The sequence below is a fragment of the Bacillus sp. M6-12 genome (assembly GCF_002860285.1).
Taxonomy (GTDB): Bacteria; Bacillota; Bacilli; order Bacillales; family DSM-1321; genus Peribacillus.
The window spans coordinates 180,637-207,495 of sequence record NZ_PGVF01000009.1; the positions used below are offsets into that span (position 1 = coordinate 180,637).

A 26,859-nucleotide genomic window follows, 5' to 3' on the forward strand; every position below is an offset into this window, starting at 1 on the left:
TATTAACCTATTTAGATCCTTAAAATATGAAACTAGTCTTAGCAGGAATTATAGATGTTTCTCCGAAATGTTTTTAAAATACAGTTACAGGGATGGGTAAAGGAAAATGAAGTCGTTAGGGGAAAACAGGCAACAATTTTTCCCGTTAAATACAAAGAAGCAGACATCATAATGGATATTACAAACAAAAATGAAGTAACTGTCAGCATGAATTTAAGATAGGGTGTAATGGCAAATGACGCATTGATCGTTCAATAGGAATATAGTTTTTAAAAATTATTTAATTAAAGCCCATTGCCATCTTTGGAAATTCCTTCTATAATACTAACGAACGTTAGTGTTTAATCGTAACTGAAACGCTGCTATATTTCCTGTGTTTTAAATTTGCAGAATCGCCTGATATAGTATTAAATTTTTAGCCCTTTTACGGGGGAATTCTATTTTTTTATAACAGACATTAATTCACAATAAAAAAAGGGGACAAATATGGATAGTTTACCGTGTAATGGATGCAAGGGGTTATGCTGTGGTCCGGTTCCTGTCACCGCATCAGAACTTAAAAAGATTAAAAAGAAGATTAAATTAATGCCCCTTAAGAAACGTTTGGAATTAGAAAATCAAAAAAGATACTATGGTACATGTATCTTCTATGATATTGATAAAGACCAATGCGGAATTCATATAGTAAGACCTGAAATTTGCAGAATGTTTGGGTACTATAAAGAACTTGTTTGTTTTCGTAAACCTGAAATGGCCAAAAAACGAATCCTTCCAGTATCAGATAAGTCTGTAGGTATCTTAACAGTTGATTTTAAATGGGATTACTTTAAGTGAATTCATTTGCATTATTTCAGAAAAACTAAAACAATAATAATCTCTTTAATCTTCTAGGAAGAAGGCTAAAAAAACGGTATTCAATTATAACTTAAAAAGGGAGGACATAAACATTGAAGAGAATGCTGATACTTGGTTCAAGCGGTTTAGCTGGTAAGGCTTTGATTGAGCAATTCGAGCATGATTTTGAAGTATTTGGTTCTTATGTTTCTTCACCCGTTGATCTTCCGGAGAATAATAGATTTTCATTAGGAGTTCATGAGATAAAGTTATTAAGAGAAATCATTTCGAAAGTAGCACCTGCAATAATAGTTTCTTGTTTGCGAGGCGATTTCAATCAACAGCTGGCATTTCATAAGCAATTAGCCATGGAATTACAAAATACAGACACAAAGGTTTATTATCTATCGTCAGTAAATGTATTTGATGGTGATTATAAAAAGCATCATTCTGAAATGGATTTGCCAGTGCATGAGTCATCATACGGCCGGTTTAAAACAGAATGTGAAAATCTGTTAAATGAGATTTTAGGGGAGACCTCAATTATTATTAGAATTCCGCAAGTTTGCGGGAAGTCTTCTCCAAGATTAATGTCGTTAATAAAAAGCATTGAACGTAATGACACTATTTCCTGTTACAGTAATCTGGAGTGTAATAATATTTCGGATACGCTTTTAGCTAAACAATTACATTACATCATACAACATGATAAAAGAGGCATTATTCACCTTGGTACAATCGACATGTCTGCTCACTCAAATTTTATCGAACAGCTTCTAAGCCGGCTCAATATAAGCAATCCGAAAATTGAATACAAACTATACAATAATACTAGATCAACTCAATATTTTGGTTTAGTTTCGTCTCGAGGCATTATTCCAGATTCCTTACAAAGAACAAATGAAGACGTCATTTCAGAATTACTTGATTAATACTTGGGAAGTTATTATTACTAGCAAGAAAGCACTATTGAAATAGTAACAGAAGAAAGTTTTGAGGCTTTATAGAGAGAATGCAGCAAACGAGTTTGGAGGTAGGGATGATATTAAAAATGATTATGAAGAGCAATTGATTCACCCTTCCTTCAATCCTAAATGAATCTTCATTTTAACAAAGTCATTTATGAATAACTACATTAGTACCAATCGGAACTTTAGAGGATAATTCAAGTACATCACGATTAAACATTCTAATACATCCGTGAGAGACATTCTTTCCGATAGAAGCTGGGTTATTTGTACCGTGTATTCCGTAATGAGGTTTTGACAACCCCATCCAAAGTACTCCAAAGGGTCCGCCCGGATTACGCTGTTTATTGATAATCTTATATGTCCCGGAAGGTGTTGGTGACAGCATTTTACCAACTGCAATTGGGTAAGTTTTTATAAGGCGGTTTCCATTAAAAAGCTTTAATTGATGCTTTGATGTTGATATATCAATCCATCTCGCCAAGAAAATCAACTCCATTTTATTTACTACTGTATGAAGTGATTCAGGCATTTGTTAATAAACTGTAGTTGATAAAACAGTCAAAAAGAAAACATTACTGGTTAAAGAACAGGACGAAATATTAGACACATAAAACGAAGTAATTTAACAAGCCCCCTTAGAAGGGGTGTCCTGAAATTGGACATTTATTTGAGTCTGAAAAATAAATCCAGAAAGCTCGTTGCTGGAAAGCAGCTTACTAATTATTCCTATAACTTTTTATGGCTGTTTTTAAAGCAGCATAATTACCAATCGCAGCATAACCATAGAACCAACCCATGAAAGCCCCTGTTACTATGCTGTGCCGGTGACTCATGAATATAGAAATGATCAAGCCAAGTGATAGTGCAATCGAAGGTACAAATTTTTTTGGAACATGGAAAAAAATTTTAATTATTTGAGTTAGAATCATTATGACAGGTATTGCTATCACAGCATCCCAAATGTTTGTATGTATAGTTGGGAAATCTACTAAGTCCATTAAGTACACCACCTTATAAAGCAGTATTTCTTAATTTGGAGATATTAAACCCTTATTGAGAGTTGAACAGATTTTCATAAAAATAAAGTATTGGTGAAATTGCCAAGACATATTAATATTCTAAAATGTATCCGAGGAATGTAATAAATAAGTATGAATGGAGTATTTCATGATAATTGACAATCAAGAATTTTATGTGAATGGGATAAATTATTCGATCAGGTCTGCAATCATTAAAGATGCAAAAGAATTGTCTGATTTAAGATTACAGATTGATGGAGAGACCGAAAATCTGGACAGAGAAAAAGGGGAAGCGTTCATAGATAAAGCGGGATTTGAACAAATCATAAAAACCGACACAGAAAGTCCTAGAAACTTATTTCTAGTTGCCGTAGTTCATGAACGGGTCGTCGGGTTTTCCAGATGCGAAGGTAATCATCTAAAGAGATTCTCCCATAAAGTAGAATTTGGAATAGGCGTACTTAAGGAATTCTGGGGATATGGCATTGGAAAAAACCTTTTAAACGAATGTATTACCTGGGCTGACTCTAATGGTATTAAAAAAATCGCTTTGCATGTGCTTGAGACAAATGACAAAGCTGCTAAACTTTATCAAAAGCTTGGATTTGAAATAGAAGGCATCTTAAAAAAAGACAAAATCCTTTCAGACGGCAAATACTATAACACCATTGTTATGGGAAGATACAATGATTGATAAAACGTTTGTCCTATTAAAATACATAAATATCTCTAATTGATCTCGCTGGATAGGATTGTTTTTCGAAAGCATCTTTGTCACCTCAATCATTTTATGTATCAATTTAAAAAATATTTTAGGTACGTTCCATTATAAGCGTTTAAAAGCCAGTTGATTGGAGTGGAAGGCGCAAGATCCTCAAAAATGCATTCGCATTTCCTTTGTGAGGTGTTTATTCCAGGATATTTGGAGCAGCGGGACAGGTGAGACCCCGCAGGAGCCTGCGGCGAGGAGGCTCACTGCCCGCCCCGCGGAAAGCGAAGCGCCTGGAACGGAAATCAGCCGCCCCCATTAACAGGCCAAATAAAAATAACTGCAGGCAAACTCAATTTCATCGGGTTTGTCCTAATACTCATCGCCTTAGGTGGTTGGTTCTTATCTAAACCACAGTTTTCAGAATCAAAAGAGAGAGGTCAATATCTTCCTTAAACCAAGTTGGTCAAATATAATCGTTTGGTCTAGAGAAAATCACTTCTTTATTGTTTAAGTATTTCCAAGGGGGGTGGTTTTGTCATATGACTATTAATACATTAGCTTCACCCCTTTTTTTCATCAATTAAAAAAGGTAAATGTGTATTTTTCTTGGAAGAGTGAATTTCAAAACTGTTTCTTTTGATAAAATCACAGCATTTTATTCGGTAATTTTAAATAATCTGGTATGTACACAATTACTCCCTCACCTCTATGTTTTTTAATAATTGTCGCAATCTAATTGCCTTTCCACCCTAACTGACCGGATTAAGTATCACCAATTTCAACTTTAGGAAAGGCAATGATGAATGTAGTTCCGGTATCCAGTTGGCTTTTTACTGTTATAGTACCATTCATTGCCCGTATGATTCCGTATACCACCATCATTCCCAAACCGGTGCCTTTGCCTTCTTTAGTAGAGTAATAGGGCTCACCAAGGCGCTGAATTTGTTCTTTGGTCATTCCTATCCCTGTATCTGAAATGGAAAGGACCACTTCTGAAGGCTTATCATACGTTTCAACTGTAAGACTTCCTCCAGCTGGCATGGCTTCAATACAATTTTTAGCAATGTTGAAAAAACATTGATGGAATTTTTGCCGATCCCCCAGTAATACACCACTTGACTTCAGAACGGTTTTCACTTCAATTCCATCTAGGTTTGACAGTGGAATTAAGGACTTTAACATTTTTTCTATTTCTTTGTTGGTTTGTATTTCCTCAACTTTGTCCATTGACGGCTTAGACAATGCTAAATAATCATGTACTACTGTTTCAGCCTGATGTAATTCCTGGAGAGTAATCAAAAGATATTCTTCCCGTTTGTTTTTCTCTAGACTGGAATCCTCCAAGATCAATTGAATAAAACCCTTAGCCGAAGTTAGAGGATTTCGTACTTCGTGGGCAATAGCAGCGCCCATCTGACTCACCACTTCTAACTTTTTAGTTTTTACTAGTTGTTGCTGCATTAATATAGTACGTTTGATTATTTCCATTGCATGTGCCATTATAAGCGTGCCGACTACAGGGATCACGACAAATCCTATCCAGTGTTCCAAATCGAAGGATATTCCAAAGAAAGTGGCAGTTTCCAACATGACCAATATGGAAAGTCCAATAGAGAAAGCGGCACAGACCATATACCGCGTCCGTGAATTCTGATTCAGAAACCAAGGATGAATCCATTGGGACAAGAGTACAAACAGCAAAAAGGTGATAAAAGATATCCAGAAGCCCAAATCGATACCTAACATCGATCTAGCCAAGAGCGCGACACACATAAGTGGAAAACCAGTTCCCAGGTACAGTGTTCCAATCACTAGAGGAACATGCCGAAGGTCAAAAAATAGGGAATTGTTTACTTTGTTCGTTAATAAGATGCACAATACAATCGAAAACATAAAATAATATAAAGTGCTCACGCGCGGAAATGTCGTCAAGTTCCTCTTGTCCATGTAAAATGAAAAGAAGAACAGCAGCACTAGTAGCAGAGAAAGATTTAATAGCAATTGCTTGGTCATTTCCATATTTTAACCACCTAAAAGATGAGATATATGATGCGGGCTCGAAAAATAAAACACAGATCTTGCAAGGTTTGTTGATAAATTTATTCGTAACACATACCGTAAATTCACACCGACTTCAGTTTTAATAGGGCACTTGAAAGAGAGATAGAACTTAAAATGTAAACGAGCCACACTAGTGTATTATGGAGGCAAATTAAAGATAGATTTTCAGCTTTTCCTCCTTTAAATTACTCTAACAACCATAATATAACACTAATTCAGAATATATAATAAACAGAATGGTCCTTCCTGTTAATGTAGTTTTAATAGGAAAGGATAGGAGATACCTTAAAAAATCTATAAATACTTTTAACACTTTTTTCATTTTACCAGGAGGCATTGCAATTGGATTGTGTTTGAACGTGAAGAAACAGTCTTTGCTAGGCATATAGTGAATAAATTAAAAGTTTTTTATTTTTTTGAAAGCGCTTTCAGTTATAATTAAGTTGGGATGGATAGCACCAGTGGTATCGTGGTATCAGGCGTAGGCCTTAATAAATTCAATATTTTTATAATTTATATGTATAAATGAGTAAGAGAATGGAAAAAATTTATGACAGGAAGTGAAATAAGGGGGGAGAAAGTGTCAGAACCAAGCCAATTGATATTACCCAAAAAAATAAAAAGCGATCTAGCCAAATCTGCATCGAACACAAGACCAATGCGCCGAAAAATTACAAATCATTTCAAGAACTAGTAAGACAGTAAAGCACTTAAAAATATAGAAAAACAAATGGAAAAAGTCATGAAATAAAAAATAGCGAGAATAAGTACTAGAAAGCGATCAGAACAACGTCTGATCGCTTTTCTGTATAAGTATTGAGGAAGTTGAGTAGATTTAGTCACTGTATACTCTATAGCAGGAGATTGACGATAATTCTCCCCCTAAAAATGATGTGAAAGATGCTAAAGTCATTGCACAGCTTGGTCAAAGACGGAAGATAAGCTGAACCTACTATACCACAAGGAGTTTATGCCGAGCTCCGTGTGGGAAAGAAAATATGCGATCTTTTAACAGAGGACCTTCAAACGGTCCAAGACCAGATGCATAACTGGATTGATCGGTACTTTCCAGAGTTTCTAACGGTCTTTAAGAAGTGGGAGGGCAAGGCTGCATTACAATTCTTACGGCTATATGCTTTACCGCATGAGATAGTAAATTTCAAAGAACACGCGTTACTTTCTCAACTAAGAAAATCCGTAACCCAGAGTGTGGGAATTAGTAAGATTCGGGAACTAAAGAAAGCAGCGAGTAAGTCCATCGGACTTCGGCAAGGATCTAATATGGCCAAATTGGATGCAAAAATAGATACATTACTTGATGAAATACCAGGTGTTCCACAAATGTTGGCGATAAAGGGTGTTGGGAGAGACAAAGTCGCTGGTTTTTTTGCGGAAGTTGGTGATCTGAAAGAATATACTCATCCCCGGCAGATTATTAAGCTGGCCGGCTTGAGTTTGAAAGAAAATACTTCTGGTAAACACAAGGGGAAAACAACCATCACAAAGAGAGGACGCAAAAAGCTTAGGGCCCTGATGTTTCGGGTTTTTATGACTCTCGTAGCTAAAAACTCAGCGTTTAAGGCATTACATGAACTATACGAAACGCTCAGGTAATCCATTAAAAAAGATGCAGTCTCTTCTTGCTTTGGTAATAAATTGATCCGTATCTTCTTTAGTATAAGTAAAAGCAATTTGAATTTAGTGAAGAAAAAATGTTAAAAGATATCCCTCATAGTTTCAAAGAAGGCAGAAAGGGCCGCTTAAATTCTGTTTTACTTTTGGATGAATAATAGTGTTGTTTTACGATTTTGGACGGATTAGTCGGCAAAGCAACTAATTACGGGCTAAGACCCTGTGGGGCAGCATGGCCGACATCCACCTCATGGAAAGGTTGAACGAAGGAATTTGAGAGCGAAGAATCTGTGAGGTTGGGAGGGTTGACCTCCATGAGAAATGTGGACATCCACCAGTGCGATCATATTTTTACTAATCTGCCAATTTCTGTAATAGGTGGCTTAATGGGTTATATCTCTTTTTCCTTTGAGGATCCAAATATACCCTTTCCAGTGATAATTCCCCAACATAAAACATTTACCGTTAGGTAAACAACTATGAAAATCTAAGAAAAACGAAGAAATCGGCCGTATTAGCTTCTTTTATTGAGGGAGTTTAGTGCAATAGGCAGATGTAGAAATAAAATAATGTTATAAATAGATTAAATAGACATTGATAAAATTAATTTAGGGAGGTAATGAAATGCTGGGATTACCGAAAGGTGAAGTTTTTTTAATCCCTTGGACAGATGATTGGCAAAAGGAATTTTTATCAGAGAAAGGGAAAATTCAAGAGGTAATTGGTCAGCATATATTAGCAATTCATCATATTGGAAGTACAGCAGTAAAATATTTAAGAGCAAAACCCATTATTTATATTGCCGTCGAAATCAAAGCATTCCAGGATGGTGAAAAGTGTGTCAAACCTTTAGAATCATTGGGTTACTCATATAAGGGAACAAATATTTTACCAGACAGATATTATTTCAACAAAGGTGAACCAAGAACACACCAAATTCATTTGTATCAAAGCAGAAATAAATATCTACTTGAACAGTTGAATTTTAGAGATTATTTAAGGAGCAATAAAGCCGCCAGAATTCAATATGAACAACTTAAACTGGAACTTTCAAAAATAAATAAAGATAATAAACATAAGTATGCAAATGATAAAACTAATTTTGTAAAATTAATCTTAGATAAAATTAAAAAGTGATATCAAATAGATACTCAACTAACGGTTGCGTTAGTTCAAGATCCACAGCTGCCGAATTGGTGGCTTTTTGCTTACTGAACTAACAAGGCAGAGTACAAAGGAGTATTAATATTTTTAAAGAATACTTACTTATATAAATGCTTATTTTAAAATTCTTTTGCTACAAAACAGTGAAAATTAAAGGAGCTGATAAAGTTGACACCGGATACTAAAATTAAGGAACAAACTATTTTTCATCACATTGGAAATAAAATCAAAACAGAAGATAGAGAGATTAATATAATTACTAGGTTAGAAGAACCGCTAATAGTAATTTTGGGCAACGTTTTGAGCGACGAAGAATGTGAAGAGCTAATTATGTTGTCAAAAGCCAAAATGCAGCGTTCAAAAATTGGAGCAACACGCGATATTAATCAGATTAGAACAAGCAGTGGTATGTTTTTTCAAGAAAATGAAAACAACACTATTATCAAAATCGAAAAAAGAATATCGTCTATTATGAACATACCGATGGAACATGGCGACGGTATTCAAATACTTAAATATACTCCTGGTCAAGAGTATAAAGCTCATTTTGATTTTTTTTCACCAATAAGTGGAGCAAGTTTCAATAATAGAATTAGCACAATCGTAATCTACTTAAATGATGTGGAGCAAGGCGGAGAAACTTTTTTTCCTAAACTAAATTTTTCAGTATTCCCTCAAAAGGGTATGGCGGTATATTTCGAATACTTCTATAACGATACAGAATTAAACGAGCAAACATTACACGGTGGAGCACCAGTTATTGCTGGGGAAAAATGGGTTGCAACACAGTGGATGAGGAGACAACGAGTAAGATAAATACTAGAATTCTTTTAAATAAAGCTCTGTTAATGATTGCTGTAGATTATTTCTTCAACAACGGGTGCGTTAGTTTAAGATTATCCGGCTGCGTAGGCAGCCTTTTGTTGTTGTAAATACGAGGTTATTTGATGAGAATAAAGGAGTTTTACCAATGGAAATTAATTATAAAATAGCCATTATTTATATCGATAGTTGAAAAGGGATAAAACTTGAAGCCATATTCGAAGTTTTAAGAATCCGCCAGGAAATCAGGGAAGTAAATGGCTGATACAATCGTTGTTATGAATCATGGGCAAATCGAACAGATCGGAAACCCGGAAAAAGTATATAATGATCCCGTAAATGCTTTCGTTTATAGCATTTTAGGAAGAGTAAATGAATTTCGGGGTGAATCCCTGCTTCATGAAAACGGGCTCACTGACGAGGGGGTGGGGTTTATTAGGCCCCATGATATAAGATTAAGCAGAAGATTATCGGCTCACAGCAGTCCTGCCGAGGTTGTTCACATACATGCAGTTGGATGCGCCGTTCGGGTTGAACTAAAACGTCTTGATATAGACGGGTTTTTTGAAGCTGAGCTTAGTGCAGAAAAGTATCAGGAAATCGGTCCATTAGAAAAAGGCGAACTGCTTTATGCAGACTTCAGCAAAATGAATATTTTCACAGAAAATAGGCAATCTGAACCGGAGGATGTCCCCAATGGTATAAGAAGCGCAATATATAATCTATAACAAAAATTTTAAAATACAAGTGGTGGAGACTAATAAGCAGCTTTACTTTTATAGATTATACTCTATTGTAAGATCCGGCGGTTTTTGCCGGATTTTAATTTTTTCAGCTGATTTGGCAGGTTTCCTATGAGGTAATCAATGGAATTTAATTTTTTCAAAAAAAAGGAATAGTTAAAGTAAAAGAGAATTTTAAAAGGTAGATTTTAGTAAAGATATTCGAAAGGAGTATTTCACTGTGAATGAATTTGTTTACATTATCAAACCGGAAGAAGTAATTTTATAGATACCATTACAGATGAAGAGGGAGAAATAATGGACAGGCACTTTCAATATCTTCATCGGAGAAAAAGCTTATCTTGGCTGGTCCATGTCTTGATGTTTCGTTTGCCATTGTTGTTTTTATAGCCGAATGAATTATGACAACAGCGTATATAGAATTTTCAAGAGAATCTGGGTAAATCAATTGTGTGTTTTTTTAAATTTATATTAGAAATAAATGGGAAGGTGGTACAATAGTCTGAGTTGTTATATATAGCAAAATAATGCAAAAAATGAATTCCTATAAGCATCTCACCGAAGGAAAGCTTTTAGGGAGAGAAACTAATTATTTAAAAGAAAAAAGGAGAAATTCTATGTTTAAGAAACTGTTTCTAGTAATCATTGCTTCTATCTTCTTAATGACCGCATGCGATTCAGTAAAAGGTGTTAATTTAAATCAAATGTTCTTGAATAACTCAAAGATCCAGTCAGCTCAGAGCTATACAGTTGTTTCACTGAACCTTGCTTATAATAAATCAGACGTAAAAGATAAAGAATATTTAAAGGTTTTGAATCTATTGAATAACATGAAATTGCATGTTCAGACAAAAATGCAAAAAGCTGACACCTTCTCCATGGGAGGATTTGTCCAGCTTTCACAAGGGAAAATTCCATTCCAGCTGTATTCTGATAATAAGCAGATGGTGTTACTGTTAGATCAAGCTTCTAAGGCCATCCGCATACCTGTACAGGGTGCGGGATCAAATAAAACTTTGGTTCAGAATATACAATCCAAATTGCTTCCTTCTGTGGTCAAGGATCTACCAAATCCAAACCATATTAACGTCCAAACGAATGTGAATTATAAAGTCCATGGTGACAATGTACAAGGTCACAAGATTCATGCAGAAGTATATGCCAATGAAGTACCTGGTCTGTTAATAAAATTCCTCGATAATTTGGGCAAGGATCAAAATGCCCTCAATCAACTTGCAGCTGCTATGAATGAATTAAGCAAAATGACAGGCGATGATACCGTCGTTTCTGCAACGGATCTAAAGCAATTGATAAAGGAATTTAAGGATGAATTTAATAAGTCGCTACCTGAGATGAAAAAATCAGGAATGTTTGATAAAAGAAATTTTTTAAAAACAGATATATTAGTAGATAAAAACTTTAATGAGAGAAAATCTTATACTGAGATTAAATTGAACAAACTTCCAGAGGATAATGGCGGCCTAAAAGGAATAACACTCAAGGTTACCCAAGAAGTATGGAGTATTAACAAAAACGTAAAAGCCCAGAAAATCAACAGAACGAAATTTTTGAGTGAAGATGCCTCCGAAAATGAGTTTCTGGCAACATTGGATAAAAAACATAGTGTTCTTTATCGTGTCATAAAGTCATTTAACTAGCATCTGTCCGTCACTTAATAATGGACATTTAAGGAGAGGGTTATTCCCTAAATTCACTTAAATGCTGTTTGGATCTCCCAAAAAACAGAGATATTTAAGAAACAACACGAAGAGAATATGTAATTGGTTATCTTATTATAATAATAGATGGATTAAGGGGAAATTAGATTTTGAAATGTTAGAAGGTACTTTTGTTAAACCCTGGGATGGGATGGAAAAAAGTATAAGAATTTGTGGAAATTTGAATATGGATTCAAGGAGTATAATGTATAAATTAGAAGAGCCGTCTTTTGTGGGCGACAAACCCGCACTTTGGTGTTTCATTATTGAAATATTTGATTAATTTAAAAGAACTAGTCAAGGCAGATTGTCGACAAAAGGGGTTCGGAATGGTCTCATTCCGGTCCCCTTTTGGTGATTTTTATATTTTTCTCCTATTTGGCAGGAATTGAGCTATTATAGCCTCATATATTAGAAGAAAACAAGCGAATTCCAATGGAATTTAATTCAAGGTGAACATATTATGCAGTGAGACTCAAAAACAAAATTGGAAACAATTAGCTTTATTTTGGACCGAGAATAACCCGTCTTTATAGTAGAAATTTATAAGTTTGCATCACCATCAATGACAGTTAGGAATCTATTATTCCAAATAGACTGATGATGGTTAATAATATCACTTGCATTTAAAATTACACCATTTAATGTACTATGTGTCTCTTTGAAAAGCAGATTTTTTTGATACCCTAAACTATAGGCAGCTCTAATAGTTGTGTCGAGACAAAACTCAGTCTGTGCGCCTGCAAAAATAAGTTGTTCTATTTCATTGGTTTTTAGGTAATCTAAGAGTTCAGTTTGATAGAATGAATCCCATTTTGATTTTTTGATGATTTTATCGGTAGAGGTTACTAATAAATTTTTATGAAGTTTCCAGTCATGGTTCCCTTCAAAAAGTGCGTCTTGTTCGTTTTGACTAGTATGTTGAATGAAAATAATATGTATTTTCTTTTCTTTTGCCTGCTTAATTAGCTCGTTTATATTAATAACTAATTGCTCATTATTAAATAAGTAGTTTTGTGGAAGATTAAAGAAAATTTCTTGCATATCAATGATTATTAGTGCCTGTTTCATATAAAAACACTTCCTGTTAGTTTCTTTTTAAATATAACGGTGGCAATTTGATTTTGCAATAAAATAAAAATCTCCTGGTTTAACTTTTGATTGTGGTTACCATAACGATACGTTTTTATCTTTTGCATCGGCAATGCTTAAAGACTCAGCTGCCAATCTGGAGGCTTCTCAAATTGATCAAACGGGAGGTTAGTATAAGGTTTACCATTTAAAATAGCATATAAGAGTGTTCGTTGGTTGGAGTTTGGATCCAAACTAACATTAAGGGGAAGGTATACAAATACTTAAACTAAAGAGGGAAAAATATTGAGTTTTCAAATGGATACGAACGAATTTTTTGATGGAAAAACTATAATATCCACAACTTTCTAATTTACTAAACAAGGGTCCTAGTTAGAGAAAACAACTACCTTCTTTTTAGTGCTAAATAGACGACGTTCATCTAAATAAAAAAAGAGATTTGAGCATAAAAAAAAAGCCCTTGGTTTGATACTAATGTCCAGCTTGAATGCAAAAAGGACGAATCAAAACCAAAGGGGCTTTTTCAATTGAATTATAACCTAAATGAAATGAATGCTCAAAGTAAGTAAGGAAATATCAGCTTTCGGTTTTATCCTTGTCATTTTCTGCTTCATCTTTATCTTTATCGAACCATAGCAACTCATTATCATCAACATCACCATTATAGTTGATTAGTATCTCTTCTCCTGCTTTTATATCTGTGTATGCATAGAATTCAAATGTATGGTTCTCAAAATTAATATCATAAGTGGCATTTGGCTTATATGAATGGTTAAAAAGCATGCCATATCCTAATACGACTGCCGTGTGGTTTTTACCATACTCAAACACATAATCATCAAGTACCGTATGCTCAATTAAAATATGTTCTCTATTAGGATAAGGTATGACCGGGGCTTCATGTATAAGTTCACCTTTTGCTATATCAACTGTCGCAAATACGCCTCTATTGAATTCCCCATCGCTGAGGGGTGATGGCTTTATTTCTATTATGTTAATCACCTTCGTGTTCTTTTGTCTTAACTTCCTTATAATAATAACGGTTTATTATCAAGAAAGCATCTATTTTAATTATTCAAATAAAAATCCTCTAATATTGAACTAAGGGGGCCAGGTGTGTGCAAGAAAAAGCGGTTAGAAAAAAGGACAATACAGATAAAATGATAAAACCAGGTTGCTCTGTTCTGTTTTCTAACTAAATTATAACACTTTTTATTTCAAATTATCGGTCTTTTTTTTTCCATTCTATTGGCAGATTTTTGTTTAGCCTCGTAATGGCGGCAGACTGATTTTACTGCTGCCATTATCTGCTGCTTTTTCTAATTGTACTAACAGCAGGTTAATACAATAAATTTGACCAATTGATAACCTATAGGGGCAAAAATATAAAATGATACATAGAATGTTAGGGAATTTATTAAAGTGGGTGAATGTATTGAGCTTTTATTATCCCTACAGGCAAGACTGGTCTTCTGTTTTGGAGTATTTAAACTACAGTCTGAACGGCGAACAAATGGTTTGTTCAATGACGACGCAATTATTTCATATACCTGTCACTAGAAATCTGAAAGGAAATTCAGAAATGCATAATCATCTTGTTCCAGCCTCCTATCACCGGGTTACAGCAGTTGGCTGCGCAAAACGATTGCAGAATGGTGAATCCCATGATTCCATTATTAAAGCTATGGTTGCATGTGTTAATAATGGGTCAAAGCAAGACAAGGAAGTAACGAAATGGTTAGCGGTTATGCGAGAAAATGCTCCAAGTGAATATAAAGGGTTTATGGATTCTGTTATAAACTGGCAGCGGCAGGCAGAGCAAAGTTTAGCTTATACCCAGCAGCTGCTAAGGGGAATGGGATTTGATACTGAATCAGAAAACGGAGAGCCAGCTTACTAAATTAAAAATTCTTATTGAGATAACTTTGTTTCAAGATACCGCTGCCATATTGGCAGCTTTTTCTTATTGTAAAAGAAGAGGAATGAAATATTGGAGAAATCATATTTAACAAAATAATGAGGAAGAATAAATGGAAAAAGAATATAAAGCGAGGAATTTTATGAAAAAGGCTGCAATGTTTTTCCTATTTCTTTTTATCTTAATTCTTCCATCACCAGTTTTTGCTCAACGAAAAGTTCCTATTTTAATTTATCATTCTATCGATGAGTTTAAAGGGAAGGGTTCTAAGGAGTTATATGTAACCCCGAAAAACTTCGAGAAGCAAATGATTTATTTACGAGAGCACGGCTATACTTTATTAACATTTGATAGGTGGCAAGACATTAATAAAGTACACAAACCAATTTTCATTACCTTTGATGATGGATACAAAAACAATCTTAATGCATTTGCAATCTTTCAAAAACTGAAAAACGAACGCTTTCAGCCAACTGGTACCTTTTTTGTTATTTCTGACTTTATAGGCCGTCCCAGCCGATTAACACAGTCGGATTTGAAAATGGCGGCTGATTCGGGAATCATCTCAATCCAGTCTCATACAGCCACACATCCTGATTTAACGAAAATAAAAAATTATGAATATGAACTGAAAGAGTCCAAAGATAAAATAGAAAAAATTACGGGCAAACCTGTTATTGCTCTTGCGTATCCTTACGGGAACAGTAATAAAAAGGTTGTAGAAGAAACGAAGAAATACTACTTGTATGGACTTACGACAACTCCTGAATCGTTTTCTGGGAAGGGCATTAAAGATGAACTCTATCTTTTACCGCGAATCTATATTAAGAATTCAACTACTCTTGATGACTTTGCAAAGATAGTTAATGAAGAATAAAGGCTTTATTAAACAATGTAATCGCGGTGCTTTTGGAACCAAGGATAAGATGGAGTGTTTATAGAAATAACATTCTTGTTCACCTGCTATGGAAGGACGTTATTAATTTCCCTGCTCTATGGTGCAGCACTGCTGCTTTTTGACTAAACGGTTACGTTTCCTGAAGAATCGGCTGTTAACGGCCTTTTCTCACCGAACTTTAGGGACAGGTTAGTTCAAGAAAAACTGGCTGTTTTGTCGTTTTAAACACAAAATACGCAATACATTAATTATTGAAGAGCCCTGATTTACATGGAGATGACCCATTTTATATCATTATTTAAAACTCCGATATTTCAATCTGGATAATTCATTTGTTAATTTATCAATTTGCAGTTGTACTTTTTGAAATTTATCATCTAAATCTTTTTGAGCTTGTTTCTCTTTTTCATTAGCAGCTTCTTGTTCATCAATAGCTGCCAGAGCTGATATGGTTCCAATACCATCAGCAATTGTTGTAAGTATGGATGCGATTAGGGCAAGCCTTAGGCTGGAAGGTATTGTTTGTTGGTCATTTTGTTCTGAGTTTGGATCTGTATTATTCATACAAACGCTCCTCTTTTTACCATTTACTTTAAAATTCTTATTAAGTTTATGCTTAAGGTTTTGTGTTAATTTAATTTTTTGATGCTGCACCAATGTCTGCAAAACTAAAGAAATCCTAATTGGAAATGTAAGAGAAGAGTGCCCAATTCGTCTAAAAAAACTGCCCAAAAAAGTCAGCAATATTGCTGACTTTAGGGTGAAGCCTTTTTTCCAACACTTTTCGATTTTTTATAATACATCATGCAATTCAGTGTCTGAATAAATCGAGATTAAAACTACAGCTTTGGAATCTCCAATGTTTTTAACGTAGTGTGGTACACTTGCATTCCAGCTGAAGGAATCACCTTCTTCTACAATAAAGGAATCTTCTCCTTGTTCTGCTAAAACTTTTCCTTCTAAAACTAAATGGCACTCCTCACCCTCATGTGCATGCGGTTCTCCAATCGAGGTTCCGGGAGGGAATTCAACTATCATCATTCTAATTCCTCCCTTTGAACTCAAATGCTCGATCTTTAAATTGTTAAAAGAAGAGTTTGCTCTCGAGTCTTTTCGAACGACACGCATGTGTTGTTTCTTTTCTAGCAGCAAGTAAGGTAAAGGTACTCCCAGAAACCCTGCAATAGTATTTAGTGTGTTAATCGAAGGTGATGTGTTATTGTTCTCGACATTGCTAATAAATCCTTTTGACAAACCTGTCCCTGCGCACATTTGAGCAATGGTGATTTTTTTTCTATTTCGTACTGCACGGATCTTGGAACCAATATCCATTTTACCACCTCAAAGTTTCCTAATAAAAAACATATTTATATATTAGCAAAAAAAACATTGACAATCTATAATTGTTCTTGTTATCTTATGGATAACAATTATTCATATTAAGAAACTTTTTAAAAATATTTTTTTGTCTGGTTGTTTCCTAATACGAATATTATATTCTTATATGAAAATGATTCCTTTCAGATCTTCATATAAGGAAAATTAAAAAGAAGGGATGATTCTGGTTGAATTCACCGATGATTTATGAACTTAAAAAACCATCTCAGATTGTACCAAATAAAACCTATCCAGCCCTTTTTGTAATGCATGGAATGGGCAGCAATGAAAAAAACATGCTTTCGCTTGTCGATGGGCTGGAAGATACATTTTATATTTTTAGTGTTCGCGGTCATTTGTCACAACCTCCAGGCTTCGCTTATTTTACGATTCAAGGCTATGGGAAACCTGACAGACAAGTGTTTGATTATGGAATAAGCCAGCTAACCAGCTTTATTGATTATGCAACTGAGCAATATCCAATAGATGCCAGCCAATTGTATCTGCTAGGGTTTAGCCAAGGTGCGATCGTTTCCATGACACTAGGTTTAACATTGGAAAATCGAATAAAAGGGATTATAGCTTTGAGCGGATATATACCAGGATTCGTTAAGGAAGAATACTCCTTAAAACCAGTTGATAAGCTTTCTTTGTTTATTTCACACGGAGAATTGGACAATATTCTTCCTTATGAATGGGGATTAGATAGCAATGAGTTTTTCCGGCAGTTAGGAGCAAATGTAACCTTTCAATCCTATAAAGAAGGGCATACTGTTTCATTAAAGAATCAGCAGGATTTTACAAAATGGCTGCTTAATGATTTAGAAAAATAATAAAGAGTTTGGGAGGAAAAGTAAGTTATGATGCCATCTTTGTTTGTTGCTCATGGAGCGCCGTTATTAGCGATTGAGAATAACGAATACACACAGTTTTTACAATCATTAGGTACTCTTTTGCCTAAGCCAAAAGCAATAGTGCTGTTTTCAGCACACTGGGAGTCAAATGTTCAAAAAGTAAGCAATGTGGATGAATTTGAAACTATTTATGATTTTGGCGGATTTCCAGAAGCTTTATACCGTATTAAATACCCGGCCAAGGGCAGCGGGACAGTTACAAACAGTATTGCTGAATTGTTTTCTAAACAGGGTATTCCTTTTGAAGAGGATACAACACGGGGATTAGATCATGGGGCTTGGGTAGTTCTAAAGATGCTTTATCCTAATGCTGATATTCCGGTCATTTCAATGTCTGTAAACCCTAACCTTACACCTGAGGAGCAATACACAATTGGAAAATCTTTATCACAATTAAGGGAAAATGAAATTTTGATCATTGCCAGCGGGGGAACTGTTCATAATCTTAGGGCTGTAAGAATGGGCAGTGATCAGGGTACTATCGATCAGTGGGCGCTTGGTTTTGATGAATGGCTGGCACGGCGTATAAATACTTGGGATCTGGAAGACCTGTTTAACTACAGCACACTGGCTCCGGCAGCTGAGTTTGCCGTCCCGCCATACGGGAATGAACACTTTATTCCGCTTTTTTATGCGATGGGTGCAGCCGATCAGGACAGAAGCGCAAAACTTCTGCATCTCAGCTACCGTTATGGAAACCTTAGCCACAGTGTTTGGCAATTTGGTGAGTCTAAATAGAGTTAATCAATCAATTTCAATTACAACAACACTTGGAGGTGCAAAAAATGGAAAAAAAATTTGAAATAAGTAATTTGATATTAAGGGTCGTATTAGGCGTATCATTCTTTATTCACGGATTAGTTAAATTCCAAGGAGGAATTGAAAATACAGCTGGGTGGTTTGGCAGCATCGGACTGCCAGGGTTTCTTGCTTATGTTGTGGCATTATTAGAAGTTGTGGGCGGAATTGCATTAGTAGTTGGTTTTTTTAGCAGAGCTGTTTCAGGCTTGTACGCGTTACTAATGGTTGGAGCTATTGTTAAAGTGAAATTAGCGGCAGGCTTTTTAGGAAATGGCCAGTCGGCCGGCTATGAATTAGATTTAGCTTTCTTGGCGATGGCATTATCGATTGCGGTCACTGGCTCTAAGGCTTATTCACTTGATCAATTTATCTTCAAAGGGAAAGAAACAGTAAACGCAAGATCCGTAAATTAATTTATTAAAAAGAAAAGAACTATTCTTATCTAACGCATTACTTCATTTACAGAGGTAATGCTTTCTTTTTGCAGATTGAATCAGGAGGATAAAAGTATGCCAATTATTCAAATTACGATGCTCGAGGGAAGAGATCAGGAGACGATTGAAAAATGCATCCGTAATGTTGCACGCACCGTTCACGAATCGCTTGGTGCGCCATTAACAAGTATCCGTGTCATTGTAAGTGAAGTACCGAAAAACCGTTTTGCAGTGGGCGACACATTAAAAAGCGAGATGCCGGATTAGGAGGAATATGAATGCTCGACTACAGAGACTTGGCGGAAGTTTTAATACATGCTGAGAAAAAGATACAGGCGGTTTCTTGTATTACAGATAAGAATCCCGAATTTAATCTTTCAATGGGATATAAGGTGCAAAATGAACTAGTTACCATAAAAAGAGAGTTGGGCCACAAGGTTATTGCTTACAAGATGGGTCTTACTAGTCCGGCAAAAATGAAACAAATGAACATTCATGAACCTATTTACGGGTATATCTTTGACTATATGAATGTTCAAAATAATCATATAATAATTGAGGATTTCATACGTCCAAAAGTGGAAGCTGAGATTGCCTTTATCCTCGGAGAAGACATTGAAGGGCCTGGAATAACTGGTGAACAAGTATTAGCAAAAACAAAATGGATCCAGCCTGTTTTAGAAATAATTGATAGCCGATATGAAAATTTCAAGTTTAAACTGCCTGATGTTGTTGCCGATAATACGTCTGCATCAAAGGTGGTTTTTGGTAATAAATATTTCGATCCCTTGGATTTTGAAGTTGATTCAATTAAGGTATCAATGATAATAAATGGAGAATTACGGGCAAGCGGTGTAAGTTCAGCGGTCTTAGGGAGCCCGGCAAACTCTGCAGCAATGCTGGCTAACATGTTATATACCGACGGACAAAGAAAAATCGAAAAAGGGTCGGTCATTTTAACGGGGGGAATCACAGAGGCTGTAATGTTAAAAAAAGGAGACCATGTGATAACACAATATGAAAGCATGGACACTGTTTCTTTAGAAGTAAGGTAATGAGGGGATGCAAAAGTTTCACAACGAGTTGCTGCGGCAGCTCTTTTTTTATTCTATGGAACTGGAGTAAAGATAATTAACTAATTTTCTATTCAACTATTAACATATAGTTGCAGAAATTAGATAATAATTCCATAATCTATAGATATCAACTAATTCAAGTAGAGGTGATTGTCTTGGGCGAAACTTTAAAAATTGAACAAATATTTTCATTGGAAGCAAATCTTGAAGAGCTTTCAGAGCTTTTAATCAAGGTGGTTGAAGAAGGCGCTTCGATTGGTTTTTTACCGCCAATGAGTAAACAGGATGCCGTAAAATACTGGGAAACAGTCCTTAGCCCGGAAGTGATCTTACTTGTGGCTAAATTAAACAAGAAGATAGTTGGAAGTGTTCAGCTTCATTTAACGGAAAAACAGAATGGAAAGCATAGAGCTGAAATTGCAAAATTAATGGCACACCCTAATTATCGACGAAACGGTATTGGCCGTACTCTTATGCAAAGTGCTGAAGAAATGGCAAAAAAGAAGGAGAGGACATTAATCGTTCTTGATACACGAGAAGGAGATACTTCGAATAAACTATATACTTCATTAGATTATATTCAAGCAGGCAGGATTCCCAACTATGCCAAATCAGCGAATGGTGAATTGGCCGCGACTATCTTCTATTATAAAAATAACAATTAAATTACTATGCTCGAACCTAATGATGAATTAGTCATTCCTAAAGGATTTACTTATAGGGCAAAGAAAGAGAATCTTGTTAGATGCCGAGGAAGCTCCCGAACCGTCACTGCGGAATTCAACAGCCAAGTTAAACAGTGTCTTGATTGTTTAAAAAAGTACATTTAATACGGTATAACTGCCCTGGTAAAATACATGCGAATTGAACCGTTTCAGATGGTTCAATTTTTTTATGGCTTATAGCAGTTATTGAGATGAGGACTTAAGATGTCAAAGAAAGCTCATGGTTCAACTTATAAAAAGTGAATTAATTAACCATAAAGTTTCTATCTAAAAGGAAAAAAGATGGTTTTGTCGAATTATAGTAGCCTCTTCCAGAATTTTTTCAGCTAAGATTTGCTTCTTCAACTACTACTTCCACAATAGCTAATTCTCTATTGGGCAGTCTATCCATGCAATTACTTTATCGTCACTAGACATAAGTGAAATTTGATACTCAGCATCGGGATCTCCGTCGCCAAATTCCTGGATTGATGCTTTGCGCAATTCTTTTCCTTGTCTGCTTTCTTGCTCAAAATCAAACAATACATCAATATTTCCAATGATATGCTCATCAGCCTCAACTGTATATTCTAGATCGAGTTCATCAACTATTAGGGGGTTAATAAGTTCCTCAAGATCGTTCTCTATAAAAGCATTAACCTTTTCCAGCTTCTTTGCCTCTTTAGCGTATATGCTATCAAGATTTTCCTCCATTTTTTCCAGCTCTTTCTCTTCTTTCTCACTTTCTCTTTCTTCTATTTCATATAATTTTGCTCTTAGTTCTTCTTCGACGGCTCCAAAATGTGTTGCATATGCTTCCATTTCTTTGCGAAAAATTAGTTTTCAATAACTGCCTAACTTGTTGAATTTCTCATTTTCTCTGTTTTTTTATAACTATGGAGGGTAAAGCAATGAAAAGAATAATTAGCTAAGGAGATGCAGCAGATGAATAGAGAATTATACGATACAATGACAAAGATCCTGGATGAGGTTGGTAGTCTTAAATCATATATAAAAGAAACAAAAGAGGATAACGGAATGAGCTTGGAGGAAACTGAGAGAATAATACAAAGGTTAGATAACATTGTTCAAGAGGCAGATAAGGAACTAATTGATACACTCATTAGGATTGAGGACAACTTTGATTTCCAAAACGCGAAGTCCAGACTGCTGTCCATAAAAAAACGCAAGTAAATCAAGAAGAAGGTAAAACCTGCCAGCAGGGAGTCTTTTGTGATTTCACTAAAGGGACAGGTTAGTTATGAAAATATTAAACCACTTAGCAGGGAGCTGCATGTTTGGATTTTTTATCCAAAAAAACAGCCCCTTTGAGTTATTTTCTAAAGAGGCTTTGATATAGGCAAATTGGATTTCATTTTATCTTATTGTATTTAATGTTTACTAATATACATCAAACAAAAGGCTGTAATAATCTTTTATCTTTTGTTCCGATACATTTTTAACCAGTGACCTTTTCTGATACTTTGAAATAGTAAATGATGATAATAATCAGATTAGAACTATATTAGAAAGGTAAGAGTGAATTCCTATTAGGAAAATCATATTAAAAACCTCTTCCTTATTAATACAGAAAGCTTAAATTATGAAACGCATTTCAGAGCAAGCAGAAAGTTAAAAAAGGTGTGTATATGGCAAATATAAAAGATATATCGAAGATGGCGGGAGTATCTTTAATATGAAAAAAGTGCCAGTGGTCTGAGATAAAATTTTAAAATACCATTAAAACCCGATTAAAAAGGGGCAGGGAGATATTGGGGAGAATATTAGAAGAGAGGTAATTCTTATGAAAGATAAACTGTCAGATATTCGCATTGCCATGGACAAGACAGTATTCCAGGGTGAAAAGTTTCTGCCTCAGCACAAACAAGACATATTGAATAATATTAAGCGTCAGAAAAAGCAAAGTGATTGTTTTCCCGGATGTTAAGCGTGGCTGCAACAATCATTTTAGTGCTTGTTGGTGCTTATTTTGTAAAAGACAATCTGAATGATTCCAAAGAAAATGCGGAACCTTTGCTGGCATCAGAGCAAACCCCTGCAACTCAATCAGAAGAGGGTAAAGGGGAACTATTTGTATTAAGTGCAGCAGAAGAACAGGCCTACAGCAGTTTTAAGAAGGATTTAGATGTAAGGCATTTAAAGGACTTGGGACCGATAAACGTCGCAAAATTATATGTTTATGCAGCTTATGTTCAAGACACTGAAGTAGTATACGCTCTCTATACAGATAGGGAGGATCGCATCCAATGGTCGATGGAAGAGGATAAAAATATCCCTGCAGCAGATAGGGGAACGAGAGAACAGATTGCGGCACAATATAAAAATTTGGAAAAAGGAATCTTTGTAAAAACAAGCGATTTCGAAGGGTATATTGAATTTGAATCAAGTAAAAATTCAGGAGTGAAATCTGGCTTCCAAATGATCCAAAATGAAGGTGGCATATGGCAGGTAGCTTTTATGCCGATTCAATAAGAAAGTTTTTTCGGGGGAATAGACAGTGAATATTCAGCAGTGGCATGTATAAATGAAATGGTGTTTATGGAAAGAATGCATCTTTTCCAAAAACCAGACATGATTCTCTATCACCCAGGTCGCTTTCCAGAGCTTAATGAACAATTAATAGCTTACTATATGATATTTGGAGCCAATTTAATTATGGTTACCCGCAGTTTTAATAGCTTCTTAAATTCCAGAGAATATGAGTATTATGCTCCACTGTTAAAAAAAGAGGGGATCGAGAAAGAAAAGCTCATGCCCATAGGAAGAAAACTGAAATCCCAGAGTTACATTATGTTTTATTTGCGATTTTATTCTACATATATTCACTTTGATGTACCAATGGTTCAAATCAGTTGGGGCAAATTTGTGAAAAATGATCTTATGAGGGTTGAGGGGTCATGGCAAAACGTTATCTTCAATCTATATTATGGTACACTTTAGGTATTATTGGATATAAACAGAGGTGTTCGTACGTGAAAACAGTAGTTGTAATCGGCGGAGGCGTTACAGGGCTGGCCGCAATGTATGAGTTGAATAAATGGAAAAAGGAAAATAAAGCTGATGTAAGGCTGGTTCTTGCAGAGGCGTCACCTGAGCTGGGCGGAAAAATCCGTACAGTTAAAGAGGGCGGCTTTGTGATGGAGGCAGGAGCAGACTCGATGGTGACCCGAAAAGCAATTGGAATGGACTTTATCAAGGTGCTCGGTTTGGAAGAGGAAGTAGCATATAATGCTGCTGGAAAGTCATTCATTTACAGTGATGGAGAGTTAAAGCTAATCCCGCCGGATGCTGTATTCGGTATTCCAGCCAGCGTAGAATCATTGGCAAAAAGTACACTTGTTTCAGCAAAGGGAAAAGTTGAAGCCTTAAAGGACTTATATACTAAAAATAAAAACTTTACAAAGAATAGTTCGATCGGTGAATTTTTGGAATACTTTCTTGGAAAAGAATTAGTGGAAAAGCAAATCGCTCCGGTGCTTTCAGGCGTTTATTCCGGGGACCTCAGTGACTTAACGATTGCAAAAACCCTTCCTCAAGTGTTCGATTACAAAGAAAAGTACGGCAGCATCATAAAAGGCTTTGAAGACAATAAGAATGTATGGCAGAGCTCAGGTGAAGGTAAATTTATTTCATTTAAAGGCGGACTCGGAGCATTAATCAATGCTTATGAAGACCAGTTGGATGCTTCAGAGATTTTTAAGAACACAAGTGCTGAAAAAATCGAAAAGTCTGATGGACGTTATCAAGTTGCTTTATCAACTGGGGAAATCATTGAAGCAGATCATGTCATCCTCAGCATACCACATAATGCGGCTGAACCATTGATCGCAGATCCGGTACTGGCAGAAGAATTTGCGGGACTGAAGAACAGCTCCCTTATCTCGGTATATGTCGGCTTTGATATTCCGGACAGTGAGCTTCCAGCGGACGGAACGGGCTTTATCACTGCCAATTCGGACGATATATTATGTAATGCATGCACATGGACAAGCCGGAAATGGAAACATACATCTGAAAGCGGAAACCTGCTTGTAAGGTTATTTTATAAAAGCAGCCTTCCCGAATTCGCTTCATTAAAAGAAATGAGCCAAGAGGAAATGCTTAAGCAAGCTTTGAAGGATATTGAAAAGAGTCTCGGCATAAAAGCAGAGCAGGTCGTAAGCGAAGTAACCAATTGGACGGAAAGCATGCCCAACTATTTGATTAGCCATCCGGAAACAGTAGCCGCTTTGGAAAACAGGCTTGGTGAGCATTATCCGGGTATTTGGCTGGCCGGCTGCTCGTATTATGGAGTCGGCATACCAGACTGCATTGAAAACGGCGAAAGCACGGCGAAGAAAATTATTGAAAAGTTATAATATTATAATGATGGGATGCACGGATGTAATAATCGGTTTCACTCCAGAAAAATTCAAACTAAAACCGTACCCTATAGGCAGACTTTTTAAAGTATCTGCTTTAGAGGGTACTTTTTATTTAATAAATTTCATTAGGATGCTTCTTTGTAAATAAGAGATTACTGAACTGAACAAAACAAAACACGGACTTTAGTTCTCAATATGGATATCCAAAGAATTTTGACGGTCAAGTATACTGAACACAATAAAAAGGCTCGGTTAGAAACCAAGCCCTTTGACTTTTTATTAACAGAAAGTATCTTTTGATGATGGATTTTTCAATCCGAACAATGGACGAATAAATAGAGCTGCGAAGGTTCCAAGCATCGCCATAACGGCCCAAATCCAGCCATGAAGACTGAAGGATGAGATTCCGCTGAAGTAGGCTCCAATGTTGCAGCCGAATGCAAGGCGTGCTCCGTATCCCATCAAAAGTCCGCCGACAATAGCCGCTCCGGCTACACCAGGCTTAATCTTCTTGGGTTTAAAAGTACCTTGGAAAGAAGAAGCAATAAATGCACCCAGGATAATTCCAAAGTTCATAACACTTGTAGGATCAGCTAGTACCGTATTCTTAAGAGCCGCTCCGTTTGGACCCGCAAAGTAACCCCAGGCAGAAACATCAACACCTGTTGCCATAAGCGCTTTTCCGCCCCAAAGAGCGAAAGCAGAAGTGATTCCCCACGGAGATCCTTTTACCGCTAAGGTTAAAGCGTTCAGTAACGCTAAAACAATGGCAGCTGCAAATAATGGCCAAGAACCGCGCAATACCTTTTTCCAGCCAGTTGTAGTCGGAAGAGGCTTCATCATTGGCGGGTTTTTCTTTTTCGCAATCGCAATCGTAATAAAGTAAATCGCAGTAAAGAGAACCATTTGAACCACCCATGCCCCAAAGTAGCCAAGGCCAGTTGATTCAGCCAAAGAAATCGGCGGAAGGGATGGAGTGTCTTCCATCCAGAATGTAAAGTGGTAAGCACCAACAGTTGAACCTGTAATGAAGGCTGCAAGTGTTAAAATCATGCTTGTAGAACCTCCACCCAGGCTGTACAGTGTTCCTGAAGCACATCCATTTCCAAGCTGCATGCCAATTCCAAATAGAAAGGCACCAACCAAGAGGCTAACTCCAACAGGGGAAACAAGACCCTTTGGTGTTACATCAGTAAAAGAAAAACCTGTGCTAAGGATTATGGCAAATAATGTGGAAGCGATGGCTAACAATACCATGTGAGCCTGGAGCCCCTGAACATTACCGACAGAAACAAGCCGGCGAAAAGCAGATGTAAAACCAAAACGGGCATAAAGCAATGTAGCTCCAAGCAATAATCCAATAATAAAAAGACTCCCCTGAATCCAATTAACGGATTGGACGATAGCAATCAATAGAATAATAGAAGCTAGAATTCCCAGTGAAACTAATCCCTTTTGCATCGGGCTTAGGTTAGTAACAAAAGTAGTAGATTTTTGATTCCATGATTTATGGTCCAATTTTGCTGCTGTATCTAAAGTTGTATGTGACAATTTATTTCACCTCATAACCGATAAGTTTAGTAA

At 36.0% G+C, this 26,859-nt stretch carries 30 protein-coding genes and 1 pseudogene; 22 read left to right on the plus strand and 9 right to left on the minus strand.

Features of this window, described 5'->3' with window-relative positions; translation table 11 throughout:
• The first annotated feature begins 54 nt into the window (after positions 1 to 54).
• The 3 genes from CVD28_RS28090 to CVD28_RS12635 all read left to right on the plus strand — a co-directional run bounded on the left by CVD28_RS28090 (position 55) and on the right by CVD28_RS12635 (position 1,766).
• Complete coding sequence (locus CVD28_RS28090; protein WP_180954146.1) at positions 55 to 222, plus strand: hypothetical protein; 168 nt, start codon at positions 55 to 57, stop codon at positions 220 to 222.
• A 264-nt stretch (positions 223 to 486) separates the two neighbouring features.
• Positions 487 to 834, plus strand: coding sequence for a YkgJ family cysteine cluster protein (locus CVD28_RS12630; protein ID WP_101592726.1), 348 nt, complete (start codon positions 487 to 489; stop codon positions 832 to 834).
• Positions 835 to 956: 122 nt separating this feature from the next.
• Entirely contained in the window at positions 957 to 1,766 is an 810-nt protein-coding gene (locus CVD28_RS12635; protein WP_257985860.1) for a sugar nucleotide-binding protein, read from the plus strand.
• Positions 1,767 to 1,950: 184 nt separating this feature from the next.
• On the opposite strand, the gene CVD28_RS12640 is transcribed toward CVD28_RS12635, so the two are convergent.
• Together CVD28_RS12640 and CVD28_RS12645 are read right to left on the minus strand one after the other, a co-directional pair.
• Positions 1,951 to 2,286: a L,D-transpeptidase gene (locus tag CVD28_RS12640; protein ID WP_101592728.1), complete on the minus strand. Its 336-nt coding sequence runs from the start codon at positions 2,284 to 2,286 to the stop codon at positions 1,951 to 1,953.
• Between the two features lie 235 nt (positions 2,287 to 2,521).
• Entirely contained in the window at positions 2,522 to 2,803 is a 282-nt protein-coding gene (locus CVD28_RS12645) for a hypothetical protein (protein WP_101592729.1), read from the minus strand.
• A gap of 169 nt (positions 2,804 to 2,972) precedes the next feature.
• Between CVD28_RS12645 and CVD28_RS12650 the strand changes: the two genes are divergently transcribed.
• On the plus strand, positions 2,973 to 3,518 hold the full coding sequence (locus CVD28_RS12650) for a GNAT family N-acetyltransferase (protein ID WP_101592730.1): 546 nt from the start codon (positions 2,973 to 2,975) through the stop codon (positions 3,516 to 3,518).
• 780 nt (positions 3,519 to 4,298) lie between these two features.
• On the opposite strand, the gene CVD28_RS12655 is transcribed toward CVD28_RS12650, so the two are convergent.
• Entirely contained in the window at positions 4,299 to 5,555 is a 1,257-nt protein-coding gene (locus CVD28_RS12655) for a sensor histidine kinase (RefSeq protein WP_101592731.1), read from the minus strand.
• A gap of 899 nt (positions 5,556 to 6,454) precedes the next feature.
• Here CVD28_RS12655 and CVD28_RS12660 point away from each other — a divergent pair.
• From CVD28_RS12660 to CVD28_RS12680, 5 genes and pseudogenes are all read left to right on the plus strand, one after another.
• Positions 6,455 to 7,387 (plus strand): annotated as a pseudogene (locus CVD28_RS12660) (transposase); the annotation flags it as partial.
• A gap of 466 nt (positions 7,388 to 7,853) precedes the next feature.
• Positions 7,854 to 8,366 (plus strand): GrpB family protein, encoded by a 513-nt coding sequence (locus CVD28_RS12665; protein WP_101592732.1) that lies wholly within the window; start codon positions 7,854 to 7,856, stop codon positions 8,364 to 8,366.
• 195 nt (positions 8,367 to 8,561) lie between these two features.
• Complete coding sequence (locus CVD28_RS12670; RefSeq protein WP_374702523.1) at positions 8,562 to 9,209, plus strand: 2OG-Fe(II) oxygenase; 648 nt, start codon at positions 8,562 to 8,564, stop codon at positions 9,207 to 9,209.
• A gap of 263 nt (positions 9,210 to 9,472) precedes the next feature.
• Positions 9,473 to 9,943 carry a TOBE-like domain-containing protein gene (locus CVD28_RS12675; RefSeq protein WP_101592734.1) on the plus strand — a complete coding sequence of 157 codons (471 nt, stop codon included), beginning with the start codon at positions 9,473 to 9,475 and terminating at the stop codon, positions 9,941 to 9,943.
• 632 nt (positions 9,944 to 10,575) lie between these two features.
• The gene (locus CVD28_RS12680; protein ID WP_142384771.1) at positions 10,576 to 11,616 is read left to right on the plus strand and encodes a hypothetical protein; all 1,041 of its coding nucleotides are present in this window, start codon (positions 10,576 to 10,578) and stop codon (positions 11,614 to 11,616) included.
• Between the two features lie 603 nt (positions 11,617 to 12,219).
• Here the strand turns inward: CVD28_RS12680 and CVD28_RS12690 are convergent.
• Both CVD28_RS12690 and CVD28_RS12695 read right to left on the minus strand, forming a co-directional pair.
• Complete coding sequence (locus tag CVD28_RS12690; protein ID WP_101592737.1) at positions 12,220 to 12,747, minus strand: isochorismatase family protein; 528 nt, start codon at positions 12,745 to 12,747, stop codon at positions 12,220 to 12,222.
• A 597-nt stretch (positions 12,748 to 13,344) separates the two neighbouring features.
• The gene (locus CVD28_RS12695) at positions 13,345 to 13,761 is read right to left on the minus strand and encodes an SET domain-containing protein (protein WP_101592827.1); all 417 of its coding nucleotides are present in this window, start codon (positions 13,759 to 13,761) and stop codon (positions 13,345 to 13,347) included.
• A 397-nt stretch (positions 13,762 to 14,158) separates the two neighbouring features.
• On the opposite strand from CVD28_RS12695, the gene CVD28_RS12700 reads away from it, so the two are divergent.
• Both CVD28_RS12700 and CVD28_RS12705 read left to right on the plus strand, forming a co-directional pair.
• On the plus strand, positions 14,159 to 14,668 hold the full coding sequence (locus CVD28_RS12700) for a hypothetical protein (RefSeq protein WP_257985852.1): 510 nt from the start codon (positions 14,159 to 14,161) through the stop codon (positions 14,666 to 14,668).
• 160 nt (positions 14,669 to 14,828) lie between these two features.
• Entirely contained in the window at positions 14,829 to 15,563 is a 735-nt protein-coding gene (locus CVD28_RS12705) for a polysaccharide deacetylase family protein (protein WP_101592829.1), read from the plus strand.
• A 315-nt stretch (positions 15,564 to 15,878) separates the two neighbouring features.
• On the opposite strand, the gene CVD28_RS12710 is transcribed toward CVD28_RS12705, so the two are convergent.
• Both CVD28_RS12710 and CVD28_RS12715 read right to left on the minus strand, forming a co-directional pair.
• On the minus strand, positions 15,879 to 16,148 hold the full coding sequence (locus CVD28_RS12710; RefSeq protein ID WP_101592738.1) for a hypothetical protein: 270 nt from the start codon (positions 16,146 to 16,148) through the stop codon (positions 15,879 to 15,881).
• Between the two features lie 228 nt (positions 16,149 to 16,376).
• Positions 16,377 to 16,916 (minus strand): helix-turn-helix domain-containing protein, encoded by a 540-nt coding sequence (locus tag CVD28_RS12715; protein WP_101592739.1) that lies wholly within the window; start codon positions 16,914 to 16,916, stop codon positions 16,377 to 16,379.
• Positions 16,917 to 17,149: 233 nt separating this feature from the next.
• On the opposite strand from CVD28_RS12715, the gene CVD28_RS12720 reads away from it, so the two are divergent.
• The 6 genes from CVD28_RS12720 to CVD28_RS12745 all read left to right on the plus strand — a co-directional run bounded on the left by CVD28_RS12720 (position 17,150) and on the right by CVD28_RS12745 (position 20,851).
• Complete coding sequence (locus CVD28_RS12720; protein WP_101592740.1) at positions 17,150 to 17,794, plus strand: alpha/beta hydrolase; 645 nt, start codon at positions 17,150 to 17,152, stop codon at positions 17,792 to 17,794.
• A 27-nt stretch (positions 17,795 to 17,821) separates the two neighbouring features.
• A complete protein-coding gene (locus CVD28_RS12725) occupies positions 17,822 to 18,613 on the plus strand; it encodes a dioxygenase family protein (protein WP_101592741.1) in 792 nt (263 codons plus the stop codon).
• A gap of 47 nt (positions 18,614 to 18,660) precedes the next feature.
• Positions 18,661 to 19,089 (plus strand): DoxX family protein, encoded by a 429-nt coding sequence (locus CVD28_RS12730; protein WP_101592742.1) that lies wholly within the window; start codon positions 18,661 to 18,663, stop codon positions 19,087 to 19,089.
• A gap of 57 nt (positions 19,090 to 19,146) precedes the next feature.
• Complete coding sequence (locus CVD28_RS12735) at positions 19,147 to 19,377, plus strand: 2-hydroxymuconate tautomerase (protein ID WP_257985853.1); 231 nt, start codon at positions 19,147 to 19,149, stop codon at positions 19,375 to 19,377.
• An 11-nt stretch (positions 19,378 to 19,388) separates the two neighbouring features.
• Positions 19,389 to 20,165, plus strand: a complete 777-nt coding sequence (locus CVD28_RS12740; RefSeq protein ID WP_101592744.1) for a 2-keto-4-pentenoate hydratase — start codon at positions 19,389 to 19,391, stop codon at positions 20,163 to 20,165.
• A 176-nt stretch (positions 20,166 to 20,341) separates the two neighbouring features.
• On the plus strand, positions 20,342 to 20,851 hold the full coding sequence (locus CVD28_RS12745) for a GNAT family N-acetyltransferase (protein WP_101592745.1): 510 nt from the start codon (positions 20,342 to 20,344) through the stop codon (positions 20,849 to 20,851).
• Between the two features lie 423 nt (positions 20,852 to 21,274).
• On the opposite strand, the gene CVD28_RS12750 is transcribed toward CVD28_RS12745, so the two are convergent.
• Positions 21,275 to 21,712, minus strand: a complete 438-nt coding sequence (locus CVD28_RS12750) for a hypothetical protein (RefSeq protein ID WP_101592746.1) — start codon at positions 21,710 to 21,712, stop codon at positions 21,275 to 21,277.
• A 123-nt stretch (positions 21,713 to 21,835) separates the two neighbouring features.
• Here CVD28_RS12750 and CVD28_RS12755 point away from each other — a divergent pair, with 123 nt between their 5' ends.
• From CVD28_RS12755 to hemG, 5 genes are all read left to right on the plus strand, one after another.
• Positions 21,836 to 22,084, plus strand: a complete 249-nt coding sequence (locus tag CVD28_RS12755) for a hypothetical protein (RefSeq protein WP_101592747.1) — start codon at positions 21,836 to 21,838, stop codon at positions 22,082 to 22,084.
• A 610-nt stretch (positions 22,085 to 22,694) separates the two neighbouring features.
• Positions 22,695 to 22,838 (plus strand): hypothetical protein, encoded by a 144-nt coding sequence (locus CVD28_RS28095; RefSeq protein WP_180954147.1) that lies wholly within the window; start codon positions 22,695 to 22,697, stop codon positions 22,836 to 22,838.
• A gap of 2 nt (positions 22,839 to 22,840) precedes the next feature.
• On the plus strand, positions 22,841 to 23,383 hold the full coding sequence (locus CVD28_RS12760) for an RNA polymerase subunit sigma (protein ID WP_101592748.1): 543 nt from the start codon (positions 22,841 to 22,843) through the stop codon (positions 23,381 to 23,383).
• A 66-nt stretch (positions 23,384 to 23,449) separates the two neighbouring features.
• A complete protein-coding gene (locus CVD28_RS12765; protein ID WP_142384772.1) occupies positions 23,450 to 23,851 on the plus strand; it encodes a hypothetical protein in 402 nt (133 codons plus the stop codon).
• A gap of 32 nt (positions 23,852 to 23,883) precedes the next feature.
• Positions 23,884 to 25,269: a protoporphyrinogen oxidase gene (hemG, locus tag CVD28_RS12770; RefSeq protein ID WP_101592750.1), complete on the plus strand. Its 1,386-nt coding sequence runs from the start codon at positions 23,884 to 23,886 to the stop codon at positions 25,267 to 25,269.
• Between the two features lie 285 nt (positions 25,270 to 25,554).
• Here hemG and CVD28_RS12775 read toward each other — a convergent pair whose 3' ends face one another.
• A complete protein-coding gene (locus CVD28_RS12775; protein ID WP_374702524.1) occupies positions 25,555 to 26,826 on the minus strand; it encodes a YeeE/YedE family protein in 1,272 nt (423 codons plus the stop codon).
• Positions 26,827 to 26,859 lie beyond the last annotated feature (33 nt).